Below are 17834 nucleotides of genomic sequence, written 5' to 3'. Positions count from 1 at the left end.
CGGCGTCCATCAGCGCGCTACCGGTTCGGCGAAGGCGTTGGCCGCCAGCTTCTCGCCAACGCTGGCGCGCTCCACTTCGGTCACCAGTTCGGTGTCGGCTAGCGGGCTTTTTTGCCGTGCGTAGGCAACGATGGCCCGGCCGTCGATATTGGACAGGGTAGCGCCCTTGGTGTCGAGAATACACATCTCTTTCATGCTGGGCAGGAAACCAGGGCTGCCAGGCGGCATGCACTTGTAGGCGCGTCCGCCGATCTGCTTGGCCACAGTGTAGACCTCGGCCGCGCCCAGATCCGGACCAGCCGCCGGACGCGGCTCATTGTCCTGCACTACCCGTTCGCCCTCGGCGGTGATGTCGATGTGGCGGCTGCGTGCCGGGCTGCCGACGTCGGTGTTGCTGGTGTAGGTGATCTTGGTGTCGCAGCCGTTTTGCGGGGTGGCATGGTGGCTGTCGAGGGTGTAGCCTTCTTCCTGCTCAAAGAAGTTGACCCCGTCGCTGCGATAGGTCCTGCGGCTCATGACATAATCCTTGGGGAGCGCGACCAGCGGCTTGACCGCCACGCCCATGGCCTTGGCCGCCACAGCGCACATCTCGTAGCCCGCGCGCGCGATGGCGGTTTCCTTTTCCACCGATAGCGGCTTGGTGGCGATCACCAGTTCGTAACTTTGCCCGGCCTTGTCGGGCGCGATCTTGCCCGCTGAAACCTGGTCCGCCCCACCGGCGGTCGATTCGCCGCAGCCCGTCAATACCATCGCAACGGCGCCCGCCAGCATGCTTCCCATTATGTTGAAACGCATGTTCCAGCTCCTTCCAATAAGATTTCCCATTTGTATCGAACTCAGCCCGCCAGAAACGGCTGAGTTATACTTCGGTAGTTTTGCTATTTTTGCACTATTTTTCACTTTTTGCAGGAATCGAGTTCATGCCCTATAAAACGCTGGTAGTGCTCACCATGTCGTGCCTGGCGCAGGCCGCCTGACATAATTCCGACGCCAAGCTGACCGAGCTGGCGTCGCTACGCAACTATGAGAACGTCATCACGGCGCTGGGCGGGAGCAAGCTGTCGGCCGCCGATCCCTCCAGCGACGCGGTACCTCAACTTCAATGTCGACAAGGCCACGCTGCGCGACGATGGCGTGCCGGTGGTGGCGGAAATCGACAAGCTGCTGCGGGCCCAGCCAGATCTCAAGCTTGCCATCGAGGGCCACACCGACAATAGCGCAACGCCCAGCACAATAAGGGCTGCCATTAACATATCTGCCTGTTGACCTGGCCGCACACCGATGTTACTGTACTATCTGTAATAATACAGTGAGGTGAAATCATGAGCCGACGCGCTCCCTTAATGCTGCAGATCGTCACCGGCGATCCGCGGCCCATCGCCCGCCAGATCACGGACAGCGTCAAACGCCTGATTGCCGGCGGCGAATTGCAGGCTGGCGACGGCTTGCCCAGCGTACGCGGCCTGGCGCAGCAGCTATCGGTCAACCCCAACACCGTCGCCAAAGCCTACGCCGAGCTGACGACGGAAGGCTGGCTGCTGTCGCGCGCAGGACTGGGCCTGTTCGTTGCCGAGCAGCGTCAGCGCCTGTCGGATGGCGAGCGGGCGCGACGCCTGGACGAGGCCGTAGACCGCTTCGTTGGCGACGTTATCGGCCTCGACTACCCATCCGACACCATCCTCGGCCGCGTGGCGGAGGAGCTTTCCCATTACGACGTGAAGAAGACCGCATGAGCACCGCCAGCAACCATTACGTCATCGATACGGAAGGGCTATGCCTCAGATATAAAGGTAAGCTGGCGCTGGATCACCTCACACTGCGGCTGCCGCGTGGCGGTATCCATGCGTTCGTGGGCGCCAACGGAGCGGGCAAATCCTCGCTGTTCCGCGTGCTGCTCGGCTTTGAGCCTGCCACCGCTGGCTCGGCCCGTGTGCTGGGCCATGACTGTGCGAACTTGAGCCAGGATCTGCGCGGACGCATTGGTTTCGTCAACGAGGAGCACACGCTGCCCGGCTGGATGCTGGTGCGCGACCTGATGCGCATGCAGCAGCGCCATTACGAGAGCGCCCATCCTCAGCGCTGGAACGGTGCCCGCTTCGATGAAGTGCTGAGCCACTTCAATGTGCTGCCTGAGCAGCGCGTCAGCCAACTCTCGCGCGGCGAGCGCGCCGGCTTGAACCTCGCACTGGCGCTGGCGCAAAGTCCGGAACTGCTGATCCTCGATGAGCCGACATTAGGTCTGGACGTGGTGGCCAAGCGCGCCTTCCTCGAAGCGCTGTTGCAGTCCAGCGTGGACGACGGCTCGACCATCATCTACTGCTCGCACCAGATGGACGAGATCGAGCGCGTCGCCGACAACCTGGTGATTCTTGAGCGCGGCCAGCTGCGCAATATGAGTGGTCCTGACGAGTTCTGCGAACGTGTGCGACTGTGGGTGGCCGAATTTCCATTCAAGGCGCCCGAGCTGCGCGAGCTGGAGGGCGTGCTGGAAGTGCAGCAACTGGAGGGCCTGACCCACATTGTTACCTTCAACCAAAGCGACTCCCTTGCCTTTGAGGCGCGCCTGAAGTTGCTGGGTGCGCGCCGTGTGCAGTCCATGCCCCTGGGGCTGGATCGCGCCGTCAGTGCTTTCCTCTCCCACGGACACGCTGGCGCGCGCCGCGCCGCATAAGGTTATCCATGATCGAACTTTTCTTTTCTGAGCTGCGCCGCTTCCGCAACGCGGCTATCATTTACTTCCTCGCCAGTCTGGTGGCGGTCACTGTCCTGAATCAATTGATCGACATCGCTGCCGCCCAGCTGCCGGCGCACATGGTGATGCTGCTGCTGTACGCCTTGTCTGGCCTGGGCTTTGGGCTATACCAGTTTGGCAGCTACTGCCAGCCGAGCCGCTGGATCTGGCTGCAACATCGTCCGCTGCACCGGGCGCGCATCCTGGCCGGGATTGCGTTGGCATCTTGTGTGCTGATCGTGCTGGCGGTGGCGCTGCCACTCTTTATCGTGCTTGGCGCGCAGGACTACTTCACCCAGCGTGTGGTCGATACCCGCCACTATGCGGGCATCGCTTACCTGACGCTGTCTGCCTTATCCGCCTGGATGGCAGGCGCTTACATCATGCTGCACCGCAGCCGCTGGGCCTTCGTGATCCTGGTGCTGCCGGTTCTGCTGACCATGCACTTGACGCGCTTTGAGGTCATGCTGGGGCTTGCGCTTGTCTGCAACGCAGCGCTGGTATTCCTGGTCTATACCGTGTTCCGGCCGAACCGCCATACCGGCGGCGACCTTCCTGCGACATGCGCCTTGGCGGTTCCGCTGCAACTGAGCTTTTACATCGCGCTGCTATGGGCTAGTTCTGCATTATTCCAGGCCGGACAAATGGTGGCAGGCGCACATCCGTTGGCGCCTGAGCCGGTCGTTGCTGGTGGCGTGGCAGAAGCGCGGCGCTCGGACTCCCGCGAGATCCTGCTGGCGGGACTGGGCGGTGCTGCCGATCCGCGTGCAGCAGGCTGGCGGAGCAATCTTGGTGCGCGCAACACCAGCTTCGTCGGCCCCACGGTGCGCCAATACGCGGTGAACAAGCTGGTGTCGACGCGCGGTGTGTTGCAGTTCCAGGATCGCCTCCAGAACAACTGGACCTTCAGCCACGACAGCATGCTGTACAGCGGCCAGCATCGGCCTACTGGCGCCGCCGTGGGCTGGTTCGGCGCGGGCGGGCGAGGGGACGCTGTGCCGTTTGACTCGCAGCCGGCGCCAATGAGCGCCAATGGACGGGGTTACCTGGTGAACGCCCATGACATGTATGAATTGCAGAAGGATGGCCTGCATCTGCGGCAGCTGATGCATGTCGGTGCAGCCGAGCAGCTGGGTGGTGGTGTTGCCGTGTTGGCTAACCGCACTGCGTTGCTGACCAACCATCGGGTAGTGCTGCTGGAAGATCGCGGTGGGTGGCAATCCGCGCCACTCGCCGAAGTGCCGCTGCCAGCGCTGTTCGGCGACATCGTGCGCGTCGACGCTGCCCAGGTGTCGGATGGTACGCTGCTCAGCGTCGTTGCAGGCCACCGCCGCAACGACGGCGTGATGGCCGCGCCCCAGGTCACCTATCTAGTGGACGCCGCTGGCAAGGTGACTGAGCTGGGGCGGCGCGAACTGGCGCACGACTTCCCTGCGCTGTTTGAGCACAAGGATTGGTGGCTGTCACCGGCGCTGCAAGCAGTGGTCAGCCTGCCGGAGCTCTTCTTGGACACGGGCGTTGTGCCGGATCATGGCGCCAGCCGCCTCGCGCTGCTGATGTTGCCTCGCCCAGCTTCCGCGTGGCTGGCGATGATCGCGCTGGCCATACTGTCCGGAGCTGGCGCTGCCTGGTGGACCAGCCGCGTGAAGATGACGCCACGCGTCCGTATCGCCTGGTGCGCGGCATGTGTGTTGCTGGGCTGCCCGGCGCTGCTCTCGCTGATGGTACTGCAGCCGCGTTTGTCGCGCCCGGAGGTCGCCAGCGTACCGGCTGCGGGCCTCACAACTTTGGCAGCCGGTCCAGCGTGATCACGCGCGGATCGTTGTAGACCTTGCGCTTGTGGGCGTTGGTGTTGTGGTATTCGCCGGTCCAGAAGTTGTCCGGGCTGGTGACACCGGCGGGGCCGGCGCCGTCGTTCCAGACCAGGAACCATAACCACCATTCGCCGTTGGCGGCGCTTTGTTCGGGGTCGGGGATGTGGCTGGTTTCGGTCAGCGCGACTGGTTTGCCGTGCTGGCGCGTCTTGTGATAGGCCTCGCTGTAGTTGTTTTCGTAGACGTCGTAGCCGGCGAGGTCCACCACATCATCGCCTGGATACCAGCTTGGGTCCTGGCCATTCCACACCCAGATCAGATTGCGCAGGCCGTGCTGCTGCGTCAGGCGCTGGTGCATATGGCGCCACAGCGCGATATAGCCTTCGCGCGAGCTGCCCCACCAGAACCAGCCGCCTGATGCTTCGTGCAGCGGGCGCCACAGCACTGGTACGTTGGCGTCCTGCAGGCGCTTGAGTTCCTGCGCGATGCGGTCGATCGCTGGATCGATGTCGCGGTAATCGTTCACCGGCAGTCTGAAGGGCGTCTTCTTCGTATAGAACTCGCCGTTCTGCATCCGCCAGTGCCAGTGAAAACTCACCAGTCCTCCCTTGCGTGACCATGCGATGGCTTCCTCGGTTTGATGACGGCCATCGGCTTCGGTGGCGTCGTAGTAGTTCATGAAATCGTAGCCCATCAGCGCTGGATATTTTCCGGTATCGGCATGTACCCGTTCGGCCATGTCGGTGCTGTCGCGCCAGGTCAGATCGGCCTGGCCGGCGATGATGTTCTTGCCCCAGATGCCCAACAGGTAGTCGTAGGCTGCCTGCGTGCTGGCGTTGCGTGGCGCGGCGCTGGCGCAACTGAAGGTGAATGCGAGGAGGAGGGTGAGGTATCTCATAACCGCAATGTACCGCCGCACAGCGCCGCCATCAATGGCCGGAGCGCTGTTTAGCGTGTTGCGTGCACATTTTGCGATTATGTACTATCATTAGTTACATGAGACGAGACAGCAAACTTTCCTCCATCCTGCACGTCATGCTGCACATGGCGCATAGCGACAGGCCGTTTACCTCCGACGAGCTGGCGGGCTTCCTCGGCACCAATCCGGTGCTGGTGCGGCGCGTGCTGGCGGGTTTGCGCGAGCGTGGCTACGTCGGTTCGGACAAAGGCCATGGCGGCGGCTGGAGCATCAGCTGCGATCTGCGCAAGGTGACGCTGCACGATATCTACGAAGCGGTCGGGTCGCCAACGGTGTTCGCGATGGGGAACCGCGCCGAGCAGCCTCAGTGCCTGGTGGAGCGCGCCGTCAACGAGGCGCTGGGCAGTGCTTTCGATGAGGCTGAGGCCTTGCTGATCTCGCGCTTTAAACACGTCACGCTGGCGGATCTGTCGGCCAGCTTCAACACGCATCACAAGGGAGCACACCATGAGCATCGCTGAATTTGACGTGATCGTTGTCGGCGGCAGTTACGCTGGTTTGTCTGCTGCCACACAGCTGGCGCGCGCACGCCGACGCGTGCTGGTGATCGACGCCGGCCAGCGCCGCAACCGCTACGCCCGGCATTCTCATGGTTTCCTCGGACAGGATGGCCGTGAAGGCGCGGCAATTGCAGCGGAAGGCCGCGCGCAGCTGATGAAGTATCCGGCCGTGCGCTGGCAGGAAGGTGCGGCCACGCAGGCGGCTGCACAGGACGGTGGTTTCAGCATCACGCTGGCCGATGGCAGTACGCATCACGCGCAGCGGCTGGTGCTGGCGACTGGCATGGCCGATGAGTTGCCGCCGATTCCAGGCCTGGCCGAACGTTGGGGCGACAGCGTCTTCCACTGCCCGTATTGCCATGGCTATGAACTGGATCAGGGCCGCATTGGTGTGCTGGCGACCAGCCCGCATTCCTTCCATCACGCGATGATGCTGCCGGATTGGGGAACGGTGACGTTTTTCCTGAACGGCGCGTTTGAACCCGATGCCGAGCAACTGGCCAGGCTGGCGGCGCGCGGCGTTGCCATTGAGCGCGAATCAGTGCGCGCGGTCGGCGGCAAAGCCACCGTGGAATTGCGGGACGGCCGCACGCTGGAAATGGATGGCCTGTTCGTACTGAGCCGCCTGCACAGCGCCAGCCCGCTGGCCGAGCTGCTGGGCTGCGAGATGGAAGAAGGGCCGATGGGCAAATACCTGCGTACTGATATGATGAAGGCTACCAGCATCCCCGGCGTGTACGCTGCCGGCGACGCGGCGCGCATGGCGGGCAGTGTTGCATTTGCGGTAGCGGATGGCGCCATGGCTGGTGCGGCCGCACATCAATCACTGATTTTTGGATTGCCTGCATGAGTCTTCGCGACGATCACAGCGCCACCTTTGGCCGCTATCAGATTTTCCCTGAGCTGCGCGTGTTGCTGCGCGACGGAGACAAGATCGACCTTGGCCCGCGCGCGTTCGATGTGCTGTGGATGCTGGTGGAAGCCAACGGCGCTTTGGTCAGCAAGGATGAACTGATCGCCAGGGTGTGGGGCGGCGTCATCGTCGAAGAAAACAATCTGCAAGCGCAGATGTCCGCCATCCGCAAAGCGCTGGGTACGGACCGCGATATGATCTCGACCGAATTCGGCAAGGGCTATGCCTTGTCAGCGCCACGCCAGGAGCGAGCGGCGGCGCTGGATTTCCCGCATCCGGTTACCTCGCTGGTCGGCCGCGCCGATGAGCTGAATGATATCCAGCGCCTGATTGCCGAACGCCGTTTCGTCACGCTGACGGGACCGGGCGGCATCGGCAAGACGCGCCTTGCCATCGAAGCGGGCCACCAGCTGCGGGCCACTTTTCCAGACGGCGTGTACATGGCGGAGATGGCGAAAATTGCCGAGCCGGAGCTGGTCCCGGCTGCCATCGAAGCCTGTTTGCAGTTGTCGCCCGCGCAGTTGCGTAACAAGCGGCTGCTGCTCATCATCGATAACGGCGAACATCTGGCCGAGCCGATTGCCGGGCAGGTGGAAGCGCTGCTGAACACCGCGCCCAGCATGCATATCCTGGTGACTGCGCAGGAGCCCTTGGATGCGGCGGGCGAGCACGTTTACCGTCTGGCGCCGCTGGCGGTGCCGCCGGCCGACACGCACACGGCGGAGCAGGCGCTGGCGCATGCGGCGGTGCGGCTGTTTGTCGAACGCGTGTCGGCCAGCGTTCACCAGTTTGTCCTGGATGATGTGGTGGCGGGTGACGTCAGCGCCATCTGCCGTCAGCTGGATGGTATGCCGCTGGCGCTGGAACTGGCTGCCGCGCGCGTGCCGGTGCTAGGCATCGGCGGCGTGCTGGCCGGATTGAACGACCGCTTCAAGCTGCTCACAGCCGGCCGGCGCACCGCCTTGCCGCGCCAGCGCACACTGCGTGCGACGGTGGACTGGAGCCACAATCTGCTGGATGAGGAAGAGCGCCGCCTGTTCCGCCGCCTGTCAGTATTCGCAGCAGGATTTACCGCCGACGCGGCACGGCACGTGGGCGCGCCGGAGCATGGCGAAACCTGGGACACCATCGATGTGCTGAGCAGCCTGGCCGCCAAGTCCTTGCTACAGCCGGAGCTGAATGGCCCGCTGCCGCGCTACCGCTTTCTGGAAACCATCCGCGTCTACGCAATGGAGAAGCTGGCTGACAGCGGCGAGGTGGCCGCGACGGCGCAGCGCCATGCGGCATTCTTCACCCAGCTGGCGCGCCAGGCGTCGGACGACTGGCGCCTGAGCTATCAGGCGGACATAGACGATATCCGCGCCGCGCTGGACTGGGCGTTTTCATCGGACGGGGATGAACAGACCGGCATCGACATCCTTACGCATTCGGCGCCGTTCTGGAATCAGCTGTCGCTGCACGGTGAGTGCCAGCGCTGGCTGACGCTGGTCTTGAATGGCGAAGGACCCGCGATTGCGCCTCGCCAGGAAATGGCCTTGCAGGCATCCTATGGCACCTCGCTGGCGTGGGCGCGCGGCCCGGTGGACGAGACGCTGAAAGCGTGGACGCGCGCGCTTGATCTGGCGCATCAACTGTCGGATCTGGAGACGCAGCTACAGGCCTACTACGGCCTGTGGCTATACAAGCTGCGCTGCGAGCGTTATGTGGAATCACTGGCGCACGCCAACCAGCTGGCTGATCTGGCAGCTGGCGCGGGTGACCAGGAAGCGTTTGTCGTCGGCCAGCGGCTGGCTGGCGTATCGCAGCTATTCTTGGGACAGCATGATGAGGCGCGGCGGCAGATTGAGGCATCGCTGCGCTGGTATGAGCAAGGACGGCCGACGCAGCTATCGCGTTTCGGCATGGACCAGCATGCGGCGGCGCTGGCGTACTTCGCGCGGGTGCTGTGGTTCCAGGGGCATACCAGCGACGCGCTGGAGGCGGCAGAGGCCGCAGTGGAAAGGGCGCGCGACATCGATCACGCATGCTCGCTGTGCTGTGCGCTGGCGGAAGGCTGGTGCCTGGTGCATGCGCTGAACAATGATGACGAAGCGGTCGAGCAAGCCGCTGCTACGCTGATACGTACAGCAGCCAAGCACGGCTTAGGCGTATGGGAAAACTACGGCGACACGTTTGAACGCTGGGTTGCAGCAAAGCGCAGCGGCGCGCAGGACGCTGCCGCCATGCTGGAACGCCTGATCCACTCAGGGGCGCCGCCAGGACTGAACGGCTAGCGCACATACCGCCAGCGTGACGCCCAGCGTGGACACGCCGGTCCAGCCGAAAGATTTCCACGCCAGCATGGCGCAAGCGGAACCGGCCGCGCCGCCGATGAACATGCCGCCCATCAGGATCGCATTCAGGCGGCTGCGCATTTCAGGACGCAGCGCCTGGATGATGTGCTGGTTCGATACCTGCGCGCTTTGTGCGCCGAAGTCCAGCACCAGGATGCCGACCACCAGTCCCGCCAGCATGCCCCACATGCCCAGCAGCAGCCACGACACCACCATCACTGAGCAGGCGAAGCCGATCACCACATGCGGCCCGCGGCGGTCCGACACCTTGCCGGCGATCGGCGCAAACAGCACGCCGGCTGCGCCGACCAGGCCAAACAGCCCGGCCACTTGCGCGCTCAGATGGTAGCCGGCGTCGAGGTGCAGCGTCAGCGTGGTCCACAGCGCGCTGAAGGAACCGAACACGCAGGCTTGCACCATCGTCGAACGTCGCAGCGCAGGTTCTTCGCGCCAGATGCGGAACAGCGATTTGATCAGCGAGCCATAGCTGTCGCGCGTCTTCGGCTGATTGCGCGGCAGGATCTGCGACAGCACCGCAGTCATCATCACCGCCATGCCGATGCCGATCCAGAACATGGCTCGCCAGCCATAGCGCTCGCCGACAGCGCCGGCCAGCACGCGGCCCAGCAGAATGCCGCACAGCAGGCCGCTCATCACAGTGCCGATGGTGGCGCCGCGACGCTCCGGCGCCGACAGTTCGGCGGCGAATGGCAGGATTTGCTGGGTCACGCTGGTGGCCACGCCCAGGGCGATGGAGGCGGCAACTACCGACCATGCGTTGGGCGCCAGCGCGACGCCGGCCAGCGTCAGCGCCAGCGCCGCGTACTGGGTAAGAATGAGACGCCGGCGCTCAATGCGATCGCCGAGCGGCACAAGAAACAGCAGGCCTAGCGCGTAGCCGAGCTGGGTCACGGTCGGCACGAAGCCGATGATGGATTCCTGGCCGGGGAAGGCCGCTTGCATCATCACCAGCAAGGGCTGATTGTAATAAATGTTGGCGACGGCGACGCCGCAGGCCATGGCCATCATCAGCGTCATGCCGAAACTGATGGAGGCCGCCTGCGCAGGTGCTACGCCGGCCATGGATTGTGAATGATTCAACAACTTCTCCAGCTTGAACAAAGCGGGAGTGTGGGGCAAGGGAGCTTAAAAGTCTTTGGGCAGGATTTTCAGACATCTGAAAATGGCCTCGCGGGCGGCTTCCACCTCGGATGTCTGCTCGCCTTTCCACCAGTAGTTGACCATCATGTTCAACGGTCCGGTGGATTGCACATGGTGCCACCACAAGGTGGGCAGGTAGAGCGCGTCGCCTGGCAGCAGGTCGGCGACTTGCGCATGCGCCAGCGCCTCGCGGAACAGTGGATGCAGGGCGTGGTCCGGCGCGCGGAAATTGACCATGCTGATCGGCGTTGGCGTGGGCGCAAAATCGACCGGGCCGATATAAAGCTGGTCCACCTGCTCGGGCGGGAACAGCGTGAAGCGCCGCTGGCCGCCGACCACGCAGGCCAGGTTGTACGATTGATCGAAATGCGCCGGGGTGGTGATGGTGTTGCCGAGCCACAGGCGCGGTCGCACAGACGAAGGCAGCGCTGGCGCCGCATTGGCATCGCTGAAACGCGGCATGCATTCGTCGATCAAGGCGCTTTGTATCGCCACCGAGGGCGGCGCGTCAAACTGCGAGTAGCGCGCCAGTTGTTCGATCACGCGCGCCAGCGTCACCTTGTTGCGGACAAAGTTGAAGCCTTTCATATCCGCTGAGTAGAACAGCCGTCCACGCTCGGCGGGCGGGGTCATCACCGCGTCCACTTCAGCATTGCTGGCGAGGCCAAGCACGTACTGGCACAGCGCTTCCGGCGAGTGCAGCGCCGCCTGCACTGCCGGCCAATGGCGCACGAAGCCGCGCAGGATGGCAGGGCGGTAGCTGCCCGCGACTTCGCTGAAGAAGCGTTGCGGGTTCAGGTCCCGATATTCGATGGGCGTGTTCATGCGGCGTATGATGGCATAAAAAAGCCCGCCAGGGCCGGGAGAGCCGAGGCGGGCACAGACTACACAATGAAGCCGATTAGTATTTCACGTGTACGCCAGCGTAGTACTGCGCGCCGTTGGCGTAGAAGCGTGCCGGTTGATCCTTGTTGTAGATGTAGTTCTTCAGGATCGGGTTGTTCAGGTTCTGGCCACTGACAGTCAGCGTGATGTTCTTGCTGATGTTGTAGTTGAACGAGGCCGACAGCGTGCCGGTCGAGTCCTGGTACAGCGGCGTGCCGCGATCCTGCGCAGCCAGGAAGGACGAGCGCCATGCGTAGCTCAGACGCGCATTGAACTTGTCGTTCTCGAAGTAGATGCCGCCGTTGGCAGTGGTCTTCGAAGCGCCCAGCATGTCGCAAGGATCGCCTGCGGTGGCGGTCTGCATGGCAGGGCAGGCGCCGAAGTCCAGGTGCGAATCGGTCAGCGTAACGTTGCCGTCAATGCCGAAGCCCATGCCCACCGGTACTTGCGCGGCCAGTTCCAGCCCCTTCACCTTGGCGCCGACGTTGATCGGCGAGGTGATGGTGTAGGTTGCGAACACCGCCTTGTTCTGCTCTTGCGAAGCGCGGGTGTCGAGGAAGGAACCGGTGCTGGTACCGTAGCCCACATAGTCTTTCAGGTCCATGTAGAACACGCCGGCCGACAGCAGCGCGCGTGGTGCGAAGTACCATTGCAGCGATGCGTCCAGGTTGGTCGACTTGACTGGCTTCAGCTGCGCGTTGCCGCCGTTGCCGGTATGGGTTTCGTCGGTCAGCAGCACCGCGCCGCCCAGTGCGCCGTAGTCAGGACGGGTCATGGTGCGCGAGATGCCCAGGCGGCCGACCAGGTCGGAGCGCAGGTCGAACTTCAGGTTCAGGCTAGGCAACGGGATGGTGGTGTTGTTGTCGATCGCCGTCTGCTTGACGAAACCGCCCCATGGATAGGCTGGCAGATTCTGGCCCGCTGGCTGGTTGGGCAGGATCTGGTAGCCGTTCGAGGTGCCTTCGGTGCGCACCAGGCGCACGCCGACGTTACCGCTCCAGCCTTCGCCTTCCAGTTCACCCTGGACGTAGATCGCCTTGGTGTTTTCCTTCAGGTTGAACATGTCCTGGTAGTAGGTGCGGCTGACGTCGCGGTTGGAGTGCAGATTGCCCCATGCCTGCAAGATGGACGGATCCAGCATCCAGACATTTTTAGGGAAGTCGCCACCCAGGTCGCTGCCGAAGTTGCCAGGGTAGGTGGTGCCGTTCCATGCCGGGTTGGTGCTGGTGCCCCCCACATCGGTGTTGGACCAGTTAGGACCTTGCGCCACTTCGAAGTTCGAACGGGTGTGGTGGGTGCCACGCGCGCCGAACTTGATCTCGCGCAGCGGGCCTGCATCCAGCTGGAAAGCGGCGTCGATCTGGCCGTAGGTTTCTTTGTCGTCGGTGCTGGCTGGCGATACGCCGAAGATCCAGTCCAGCGGCGTGCCGGTGAAGACGGCGGTATTAATGTTCGGGAATTTGACGGTGGCTGGCGAACCCAGGCCGTTCAGCTGGTAGCTGGCGCCGGAGTTGTTGACGTCACCTTCAAACACGCCCTGGCTCGGGGTCACGCCCTTGCCCTTGGTGGAGCCGGCCTTGGCGGTGAATACCAGACGGTCGGTGGCGCGCCATTTGCCGTCCACGTCGAAGAACTCGGTCTGCGCGTAAGCGCCTTCGCGCACGATGTTGTCGACGATGCCGTAGCGCAGCGGCGCGGCAGCGGTGCCCTTGTTGGTAAACGAAGCCGACACCAGCGTGCCGTTGCGGATCACATAGCCAGGATCAGGTGCGACGCCAGCACCCAGCATGCCCGAACCATTCATGTCGGTCATGTAGTTGGTGTTGTAGTTCGATGCATCCATCTTCGAGCGGAAGTAGGTGGCTTCCAGCGAGAAGTCGCGGCTAGGCTTGAATTGCAGGTCGATCAGGCCGCCCTTGCGCTTGCGCTCTTGCTGGAACAGCGAAGAGCCGATCAGGCGCGGGAACCAGACATTGGCCAGGTCAGGATTGGTCTTGACGGCGGCATTGGTCGGCGCCACTTGCGTCCATTGCAGCAGCTCCTGGCCGTCGCGGCGCAGCGAGCGTTTTTCCGAGAAGCCTTGCACCATCAGGCCCAGCGTGCCGGCTTCATTCTTCCAGTTGAACAGGCCACTGAATTGCGGATCGGTTTTTTCCGCCAGCGTGGAGTACACGCCTTGCACGGTGGCTTCCATCGATACCGCGTTCTTGAAGTCCAGCGGGTGACGGGTGCGGATGTCGATCGAGCCGCTCGAACCGCCTTCCACCTGGTCGGCGGTCGGGGCTTTGTAGACCACTACCTGGCCGACGATTTCCGACGGCAGCAGCGAGTAGGAGGCGGAGCGGCCAACAGCACCGCCCACCTGATCCAGCACGAACCAGTCGCCGGTCGATACCGCGTGGCCGTTGATCAGGGTCTGGGTCAGCGATGGCGCGGTACCGCGCATCGACACGCGGTCGTTCTCATCGAAGCCGCCCGAGCCTGCGCCCGAGGTGGAGATGTTCACGCCTGGCACGCGTTGCAGCGAGTCGGCCACGTTCTTGTCAGGCATTTTGCCGACGTCTTCTGCGGTGATCACGTCGACGTTGCTCGACGCATTGCGCTTTACCGACAGCGATTGCTGCAGCGAGCCGCGAATGCCGCTGACGATCACGGTGTCCGGTTCGGCCGGCGTCTGCTGCGCCTGGGCGTTCATCGCGACGCTCAGCGTCAGGATGGCCGCCGCAGTGGCGATCGGCGTTAGTTTGGACATGGTGCTGTTATTCGAGTTGTACTGCATATTCCCTCCCGTTGTTGAAGGCTCCGCCGAGCCCACCGATTGTTGATGTGTCGTCTTTCTTTTTTAAATCACGTTCAAAACCAATCCAACGCCAATATACTCGCGTTTTAATACCAGATCACTACCACTTTAAAATTCTTTTTTGTTATGTTGTATGCAGCATACAAAGTGGGATTTCGGCAACAGCGTAATACCGGATTGATGGTGGTATGGAAAACCGTTGTGTGTGTTTGCAACATGAAGAAAGCCTTTGTCTATAAGGGTTTCTTTCTACGTAAGGAATTTATTTGGATTGCCGGAGAGGATGGGTGTAGTAGTTTGGTATTTTGTTGGTATTATCGTCGAACAATGTCAGAGAGGATGTCTTCATCGTTATGGAAAGCGATTCAATGACCCCACTGGTACACATCCGGCAGCACCTCAATGAGACCAGTAACCTGCCGCTGTACCAGCGTCTGCAGCGTGCGCTGCGCTCGGCGATCGAACTGCATTTGCTGCAGCCGGAAGACGCCTTGCCGGCTGAACGCCAGATGGCGGCAGACCTGGAGATCTCGCGCATTACGGTGCGCAAGGCCATCGACGGTTTGGTGAGCGAGGGTGTGCTGGTGCGCCGTGCCGGCTCCGGCAATTTCATCAACACCCGCATCGAGAAGAACTTCGCCAAGCTGACCTCCTTTTCGGAAGATATGCGGGCGCGTGGACGCACGCCGCGCAGCGTCTGGCTGAAGCGCTCGGAAGGGACGGTGACGCCGGACGAGGCGATGCGGCTTCGGCTCAGTCCCGGCTCCAAGGTCTACCGCTTCAACCGCATGCGCTATGCGGACGATGTGCCGATGTGCCTTGAATACGCGACCATCGTGGCGTCCTGCCTGCCGTCGCTGGAGGCGGTGGACGTGTCGATGTATGACGCGCTGGAAAAGTCTGGCAACCGGCCGGTGCGCGCCTTGCAGCGCCTGTCGGCGCTGTTGCTGAACGCGGAACAGGCGACGCTGCTGCAGGCCAGGGAAGGCGATGCCGGCCTGGCGGTGGAGCGCCTGGGTTTTTTGCGCGACGGGCGCGCGGTGGAGTTCTGCCGCTCGTACTTCCGTGGCGATATGTATGACTTTGTGGCGGAGCTCAATGCAAATTAAATTTATTCCCCTGATCGCCGCGCTGGCGATCTCCCCGGCGATGGCCGGCGAAGTGATCGGCTACTACGCTGGCTGGAAGCATCAGAGCTTCCCGGTGTCCAAGGTGGACGCCAGCAAGCTGACCATGGCGCTGTACGCGTTTGCCGACTTGTGCTGGGATGGTAAGCATGGCAATGCCGATGCTTCGGTCAACGATGTGGCGCCATGCCAGGAGCCGCTGAACGGCGCGCTGGCCTGGCGTAACGAAGCCGAGGATGGCGCCAACCTGCACGCGCTGGCGGCGCTGAAGCAGCATAATCCGCACTTCAAGGTGGTGCTGTCGGTTGGCGGCTGGGATTGGTCCAACCGATTCTCCGACGTGGCGGCGTCGCCGCAGGCGCGCGCCAATTTCATCGCGTCGTCGTTGAAGACCATGCGCCGCTACGGGCTCGATGGCGTTGATCTGGATTGGGAATATCCGGGTGAAGCCGGCGTGCCTTGCGTGAAGGGCGAGGTGTGCGCGCGAGTGGAAGACCGGCAGAACTTCATCACCTGGACGCGCGAGCTGCGCGCAGCCTATGACGCGGCGGGCAAGCAGGATGGCAAGCATTACAGCATCACCATCGCCGCTGGCGCCAACGGCAACTACGTCGGCGACGGCGTCTGGCTGAAGCAGCTGGCGCAGCATCTGGACTGGATCAACATCATGGCGTACGACTACCACGCGCCATGGGAAAAAAGCACAGGCCATCACGCGGCGCTGTTTGCTGATCCGAAGGATCCGGTGAACGCCAGCGGCTTGTACGTGGCACGCTCGGTGCAGCGCTACCTGGCGGCTGGTGTGGCGAAGGATAAGCTGGTACTCGGCGTGCCGTTCTACGGTTACGGCTGGAAGGGCTGCGCGCCGGGCGCTGACGGCGATGGCCAGTATCAGCTGTGCCAGGGACCGGTCAGCGATGGCGTCAACGGCGGCAATTCATATGGCTACGGCATGCTGCTGCAACGCGGCGAAGGCTACCGGCGCTATCGCAATGCGGCGTCGCGCGCACCGTACATGTATAACGCGGCGGAGCAGGTGTGGATTACTTATGAAGACCCGGCCTCGCTGCGCGAGAAGGCTGGCTACATCAAGCATCAAGGCTTGCGCGGAGCGATGTTCTGGGAGTTGAGCGCCGATGCTGAGGGGCAGCTGCTGGACACACTGTCCAAGGCGATGAAGTGATACTGACTGCGCTTGCGGCGGACCAGGCTGCCGCAAGCGCATGGGGGATGCTTACTGCTTTTCGGCCGGAGCGATTTTCGGCGCGCTCTGGTAGTTGATCCAGTAGCGGGCCAGGTCCGCACGTGGGTCGGTGCCAGCAGCCAGTGGCTTCAGCACTTCGAGCGATTCATCTTTCTTGCCCGAGATGGCCAGGGCGTAGCCCAGGCGCAGCTTGGCGTCGTCAGGATTCTTCGATACGCCTTTGGCGATACCTTGCTTCATCAGGTCGATACCCTTGTCGTTCTGGCCCAGGGTCACGTAGTTGTAGCCCAGGTTGACCAGGCCGACGCCGTCTTTCGACTTCTGCGCAGCTGGAATGCCGGCGTCGATGTTTTTCGCATCGTCGGCCGCGCCCTTGTTGGCGCTGGTGCGCATTTTTTCGATCTGCGCCTTGTATTGGCCGGCTGGCACAACGCCATTTGGATAGGCTTTTTCCAGTGCGATCTTGGCTTCGGTGAAGAAGCCGCCCAGCGTTGCCAGTTCGGCCTGTTCGACGTAGTCGTCAGTTTCCATGCGGCCTGGCACGGTCACGGCTTTCAGACGCACCAGGTCCAGATCCAGACGGTTGTTGTAGGTCTTCTTGCCACGGGTGCGGCTCAGCAGATCGTTCCAGTAATCTTCGGTCGGGTAGTAGCGGGTCAGCTCTTCCACGGCTTGCAGATAGGTGTCCGCTTCCTTGTTCTTGGCGCCCACGTTGGCCAGCACCAGCACGGTGTCCTTAGGTGGCGCGGTGTTGGCGGCTTTGGCGGCCTGGATGTCCTTCAGCGCTTCGGCCTTGGCGTTGGCGAAGTCGTTTTTCAGGAAGTAGGCGCGCAGCACGAATGGACGGAACTTGGCTTTGTCGCCGGTTTCGGTGGCGTAGCGGTCGAACCATTCGATGGCTTTGTCGAAGTTTTTCAGGCCGCTGTAGTAGATGTTCGCGGTAGCTTCGATGAAGCGGGCTTTTTCTTCAGGCTTCAGCTGGCCGGAGTCGATGATCGCTTGCAGTGCCTTGACGCTGCCTTCGCTGTCATCCTTGGCCTGTGCCACTTGCAGGCGCATGCGGTTCAGGATGAACTGTTCGTAAGGCGTGACGTTCGGCAGGGCTGCTGCCTGGTCGATGCGGTTCTGGAATTCGGTGTAGTTCTTGGCGTCGAGCAGCGGCTTGACTTGCGCCGGGTCGATCAGCTTGTACATCTCAGGGCGAACGGTGTCTTTCGGCGCTTCTGGCGCCTTTTTTTCTTCTGCGGCGTGCACTGGGGCCAGGCCCATGATGGCCGGAGCGGCGTTCAGGCCAACGGCGGCCAGGAGCAGGCTAATACGAGCAAGACGTTTATGCGACATGGTTATCCTTCAGTCAAACAAATAGGGATGTTAACCCGCGTATTGT

14 protein-coding genes are annotated in these 17834 nt (G+C 62.5%); 8 read left to right on the top strand and 6 right to left on the bottom strand.

Features of this window, described 5'->3' with window-relative positions; translation table 11 throughout:
• Positions 1–9 precede the first annotated feature (9 nt).
• Positions 10–795: a hypothetical protein gene (locus KW842_RS10215; RefSeq protein WP_218303979.1), complete on the bottom strand. Its 786-nt coding sequence runs from the start codon at positions 793–795 to the stop codon at positions 10–12.
• Positions 796–1322: 527 nt separating this feature from the next.
• Here KW842_RS10215 and KW842_RS10210 point away from each other — a divergent pair.
• From KW842_RS10210 to KW842_RS10200, 3 genes are read left to right on the top strand one after another with little or no spacing between them, the layout of a single operon-like run.
• Positions 1323–1733, top strand: coding sequence for a GntR family transcriptional regulator (locus KW842_RS10210; RefSeq protein ID WP_218303978.1), 411 nt, complete (start codon positions 1323–1325; stop codon positions 1731–1733).
• Entirely contained in the window at positions 1730–2671 is a 942-nt protein-coding gene (locus tag KW842_RS10205; protein ID WP_218303977.1) for an ABC transporter ATP-binding protein, read from the top strand. Before KW842_RS10210 ends, KW842_RS10205 begins: the two co-directional genes overlap by 4 nt.
• An 8-nt stretch (positions 2672–2679) precedes the next feature.
• A complete protein-coding gene (locus KW842_RS10200; protein ID WP_218303976.1) occupies positions 2680–4539 on the top strand; it encodes a hypothetical protein in 1860 nt (619 codons plus the stop codon).
• Here KW842_RS10200 and KW842_RS10195 read toward each other — a convergent pair.
• On the bottom strand, positions 4511–5443 hold the full coding sequence (locus KW842_RS10195) for a glycosyl hydrolase (RefSeq protein WP_218303975.1): 933 nt from the start codon (positions 5441–5443) through the stop codon (positions 4511–4513). The two genes, KW842_RS10200 and KW842_RS10195, sit on opposite strands and share 29 nt — an antisense overlap.
• 98 nt (positions 5444–5541) lie before the next feature.
• On the opposite strand from KW842_RS10195, the gene KW842_RS10190 reads away from it, so the two are divergent.
• The 3 genes from KW842_RS10190 to KW842_RS10180 are packed head-to-tail and all read left to right on the top strand — an operon-like array spanning position 5542 to position 9210.
• Positions 5542–5985, top strand: a complete 444-nt coding sequence (locus tag KW842_RS10190) for an Rrf2 family transcriptional regulator (RefSeq protein ID WP_218303974.1) — start codon at positions 5542–5544, stop codon at positions 5983–5985.
• Positions 5972–6874, top strand: coding sequence for an NAD(P)/FAD-dependent oxidoreductase (locus KW842_RS10185; protein ID WP_218303973.1), 903 nt, complete (start codon positions 5972–5974; stop codon positions 6872–6874). The genes KW842_RS10190 and KW842_RS10185 overlap by 14 nt, the downstream gene beginning before the upstream one ends.
• Positions 6871–9210: a winged helix-turn-helix domain-containing protein gene (locus tag KW842_RS10180; protein ID WP_218303972.1), complete on the top strand. Its 2340-nt coding sequence runs from the start codon at positions 6871–6873 to the stop codon at positions 9208–9210. The genes KW842_RS10185 and KW842_RS10180 overlap by 4 nt, the downstream gene beginning before the upstream one ends.
• On the opposite strand, the gene KW842_RS10175 is transcribed toward KW842_RS10180, so the two are convergent.
• The 3 genes from KW842_RS10175 to KW842_RS10165 all read right to left on the bottom strand — a co-directional run bounded on the left by KW842_RS10175 (position 9181) and on the right by KW842_RS10165 (position 14095).
• Positions 9181–10371 carry an MFS transporter gene (locus KW842_RS10175; RefSeq protein ID WP_229223609.1) on the bottom strand — a complete coding sequence of 397 codons (1191 nt, stop codon included), beginning with the start codon at positions 10369–10371 and terminating at the stop codon, positions 9181–9183. The two genes, KW842_RS10180 and KW842_RS10175, sit on opposite strands and share 30 nt — an antisense overlap.
• 45 nt (positions 10372–10416) lie before the next feature.
• Positions 10417–11256: a cupin-like domain-containing protein gene (locus tag KW842_RS10170; protein ID WP_218303971.1), complete on the bottom strand. Its 840-nt coding sequence runs from the start codon at positions 11254–11256 to the stop codon at positions 10417–10419.
• Positions 11257–11332: 76 nt separating this feature from the next.
• Complete coding sequence (locus tag KW842_RS10165) at positions 11333–14095, bottom strand: TonB-dependent receptor (RefSeq protein ID WP_229223608.1); 2763 nt, start codon at positions 14093–14095, stop codon at positions 11333–11335.
• 389 nt (positions 14096–14484) lie between these two features.
• Here KW842_RS10165 and KW842_RS10160 point away from each other — a divergent pair, with 389 nt between their 5' ends.
• Both KW842_RS10160 and KW842_RS10155 read left to right on the top strand, forming a co-directional pair.
• Complete coding sequence (locus tag KW842_RS10160; protein ID WP_218303970.1) at positions 14485–15225, top strand: GntR family transcriptional regulator; 741 nt, start codon at positions 14485–14487, stop codon at positions 15223–15225.
• Complete coding sequence (locus KW842_RS10155) at positions 15215–16426, top strand: glycoside hydrolase family 18 protein (RefSeq protein WP_218303969.1); 1212 nt, start codon at positions 15215–15217, stop codon at positions 16424–16426. The genes KW842_RS10160 and KW842_RS10155 overlap by 11 nt, the downstream gene beginning before the upstream one ends.
• Positions 16427–16477: 51 nt before the next feature.
• Here the strand turns inward: KW842_RS10155 and KW842_RS10150 are convergent, their stop codons facing one another.
• A complete protein-coding gene (locus tag KW842_RS10150; RefSeq protein ID WP_218303968.1) occupies positions 16478–17788 on the bottom strand; it encodes a hypothetical protein in 1311 nt (436 codons plus the stop codon).
• Positions 17789–17834 lie beyond the last annotated feature (46 nt).

It is taken from the genome of Duganella sp. sic0402 (genome assembly GCF_019219065.1).
GTDB lineage: Bacteria > Pseudomonadota > Gammaproteobacteria > Burkholderiales > Burkholderiaceae_D > Rugamonas.
This window is presented reverse-complemented; position numbering and strand designations above follow the sequence as displayed.

Excerpts from the sequence above, each read along its gene's own strand:
- KW842_RS10180 (WP_218303972.1), top strand. The coding sequence starts at position 6,871 with ATGAGTCTTCGCGACGATCACAGCGCCACCTTTGGCCGCTATCAGATT.
- KW842_RS10165 (WP_229223608.1), bottom strand. The coding sequence starts at position 14,095 with ATGCAGTACAACTCGAATAACAGCACCATGTCCAAACTAACGCCGATC.
- KW842_RS10155 (WP_218303969.1), top strand. The coding sequence starts at position 15,215 with ATGCAAATTAAATTTATTCCCCTGATCGCCGCGCTGGCGATCTCCCCG.
- KW842_RS10170 (WP_218303971.1), bottom strand. The coding sequence starts at position 11,256 with ATGAACACGCCCATCGAATATCGGGACCTGAACCCGCAACGCTTCTTC.
- KW842_RS10195 (WP_218303975.1), bottom strand. The coding sequence starts at position 5,443 with ATGAGATACCTCACCCTCCTCCTCGCATTCACCTTCAGTTGCGCCAGC.
- KW842_RS10205 (WP_218303977.1), top strand. The coding sequence starts at position 1,730 with ATGAGCACCGCCAGCAACCATTACGTCATCGATACGGAAGGGCTATGC.
- KW842_RS10200 (WP_218303976.1), top strand. The coding sequence starts at position 2,680 with ATGATCGAACTTTTCTTTTCTGAGCTGCGCCGCTTCCGCAACGCGGCT.
- KW842_RS10190 (WP_218303974.1), top strand. The coding sequence starts at position 5,542 with ATGAGACGAGACAGCAAACTTTCCTCCATCCTGCACGTCATGCTGCAC.
- KW842_RS10150 (WP_218303968.1), bottom strand. The coding sequence starts at position 17,788 with ATGTCGCATAAACGTCTTGCTCGTATTAGCCTGCTCCTGGCCGCCGTT.
- KW842_RS10210 (WP_218303978.1), top strand. The coding sequence starts at position 1,323 with ATGAGCCGACGCGCTCCCTTAATGCTGCAGATCGTCACCGGCGATCCG.
- KW842_RS10215 (WP_218303979.1), bottom strand. The coding sequence starts at position 795 with ATGCGTTTCAACATAATGGGAAGCATGCTGGCGGGCGCCGTTGCGATG.
- KW842_RS10160 (WP_218303970.1), top strand. The coding sequence starts at position 14,485 with ATGACCCCACTGGTACACATCCGGCAGCACCTCAATGAGACCAGTAAC.
- KW842_RS10185 (WP_218303973.1), top strand. The coding sequence starts at position 5,972 with ATGAGCATCGCTGAATTTGACGTGATCGTTGTCGGCGGCAGTTACGCT.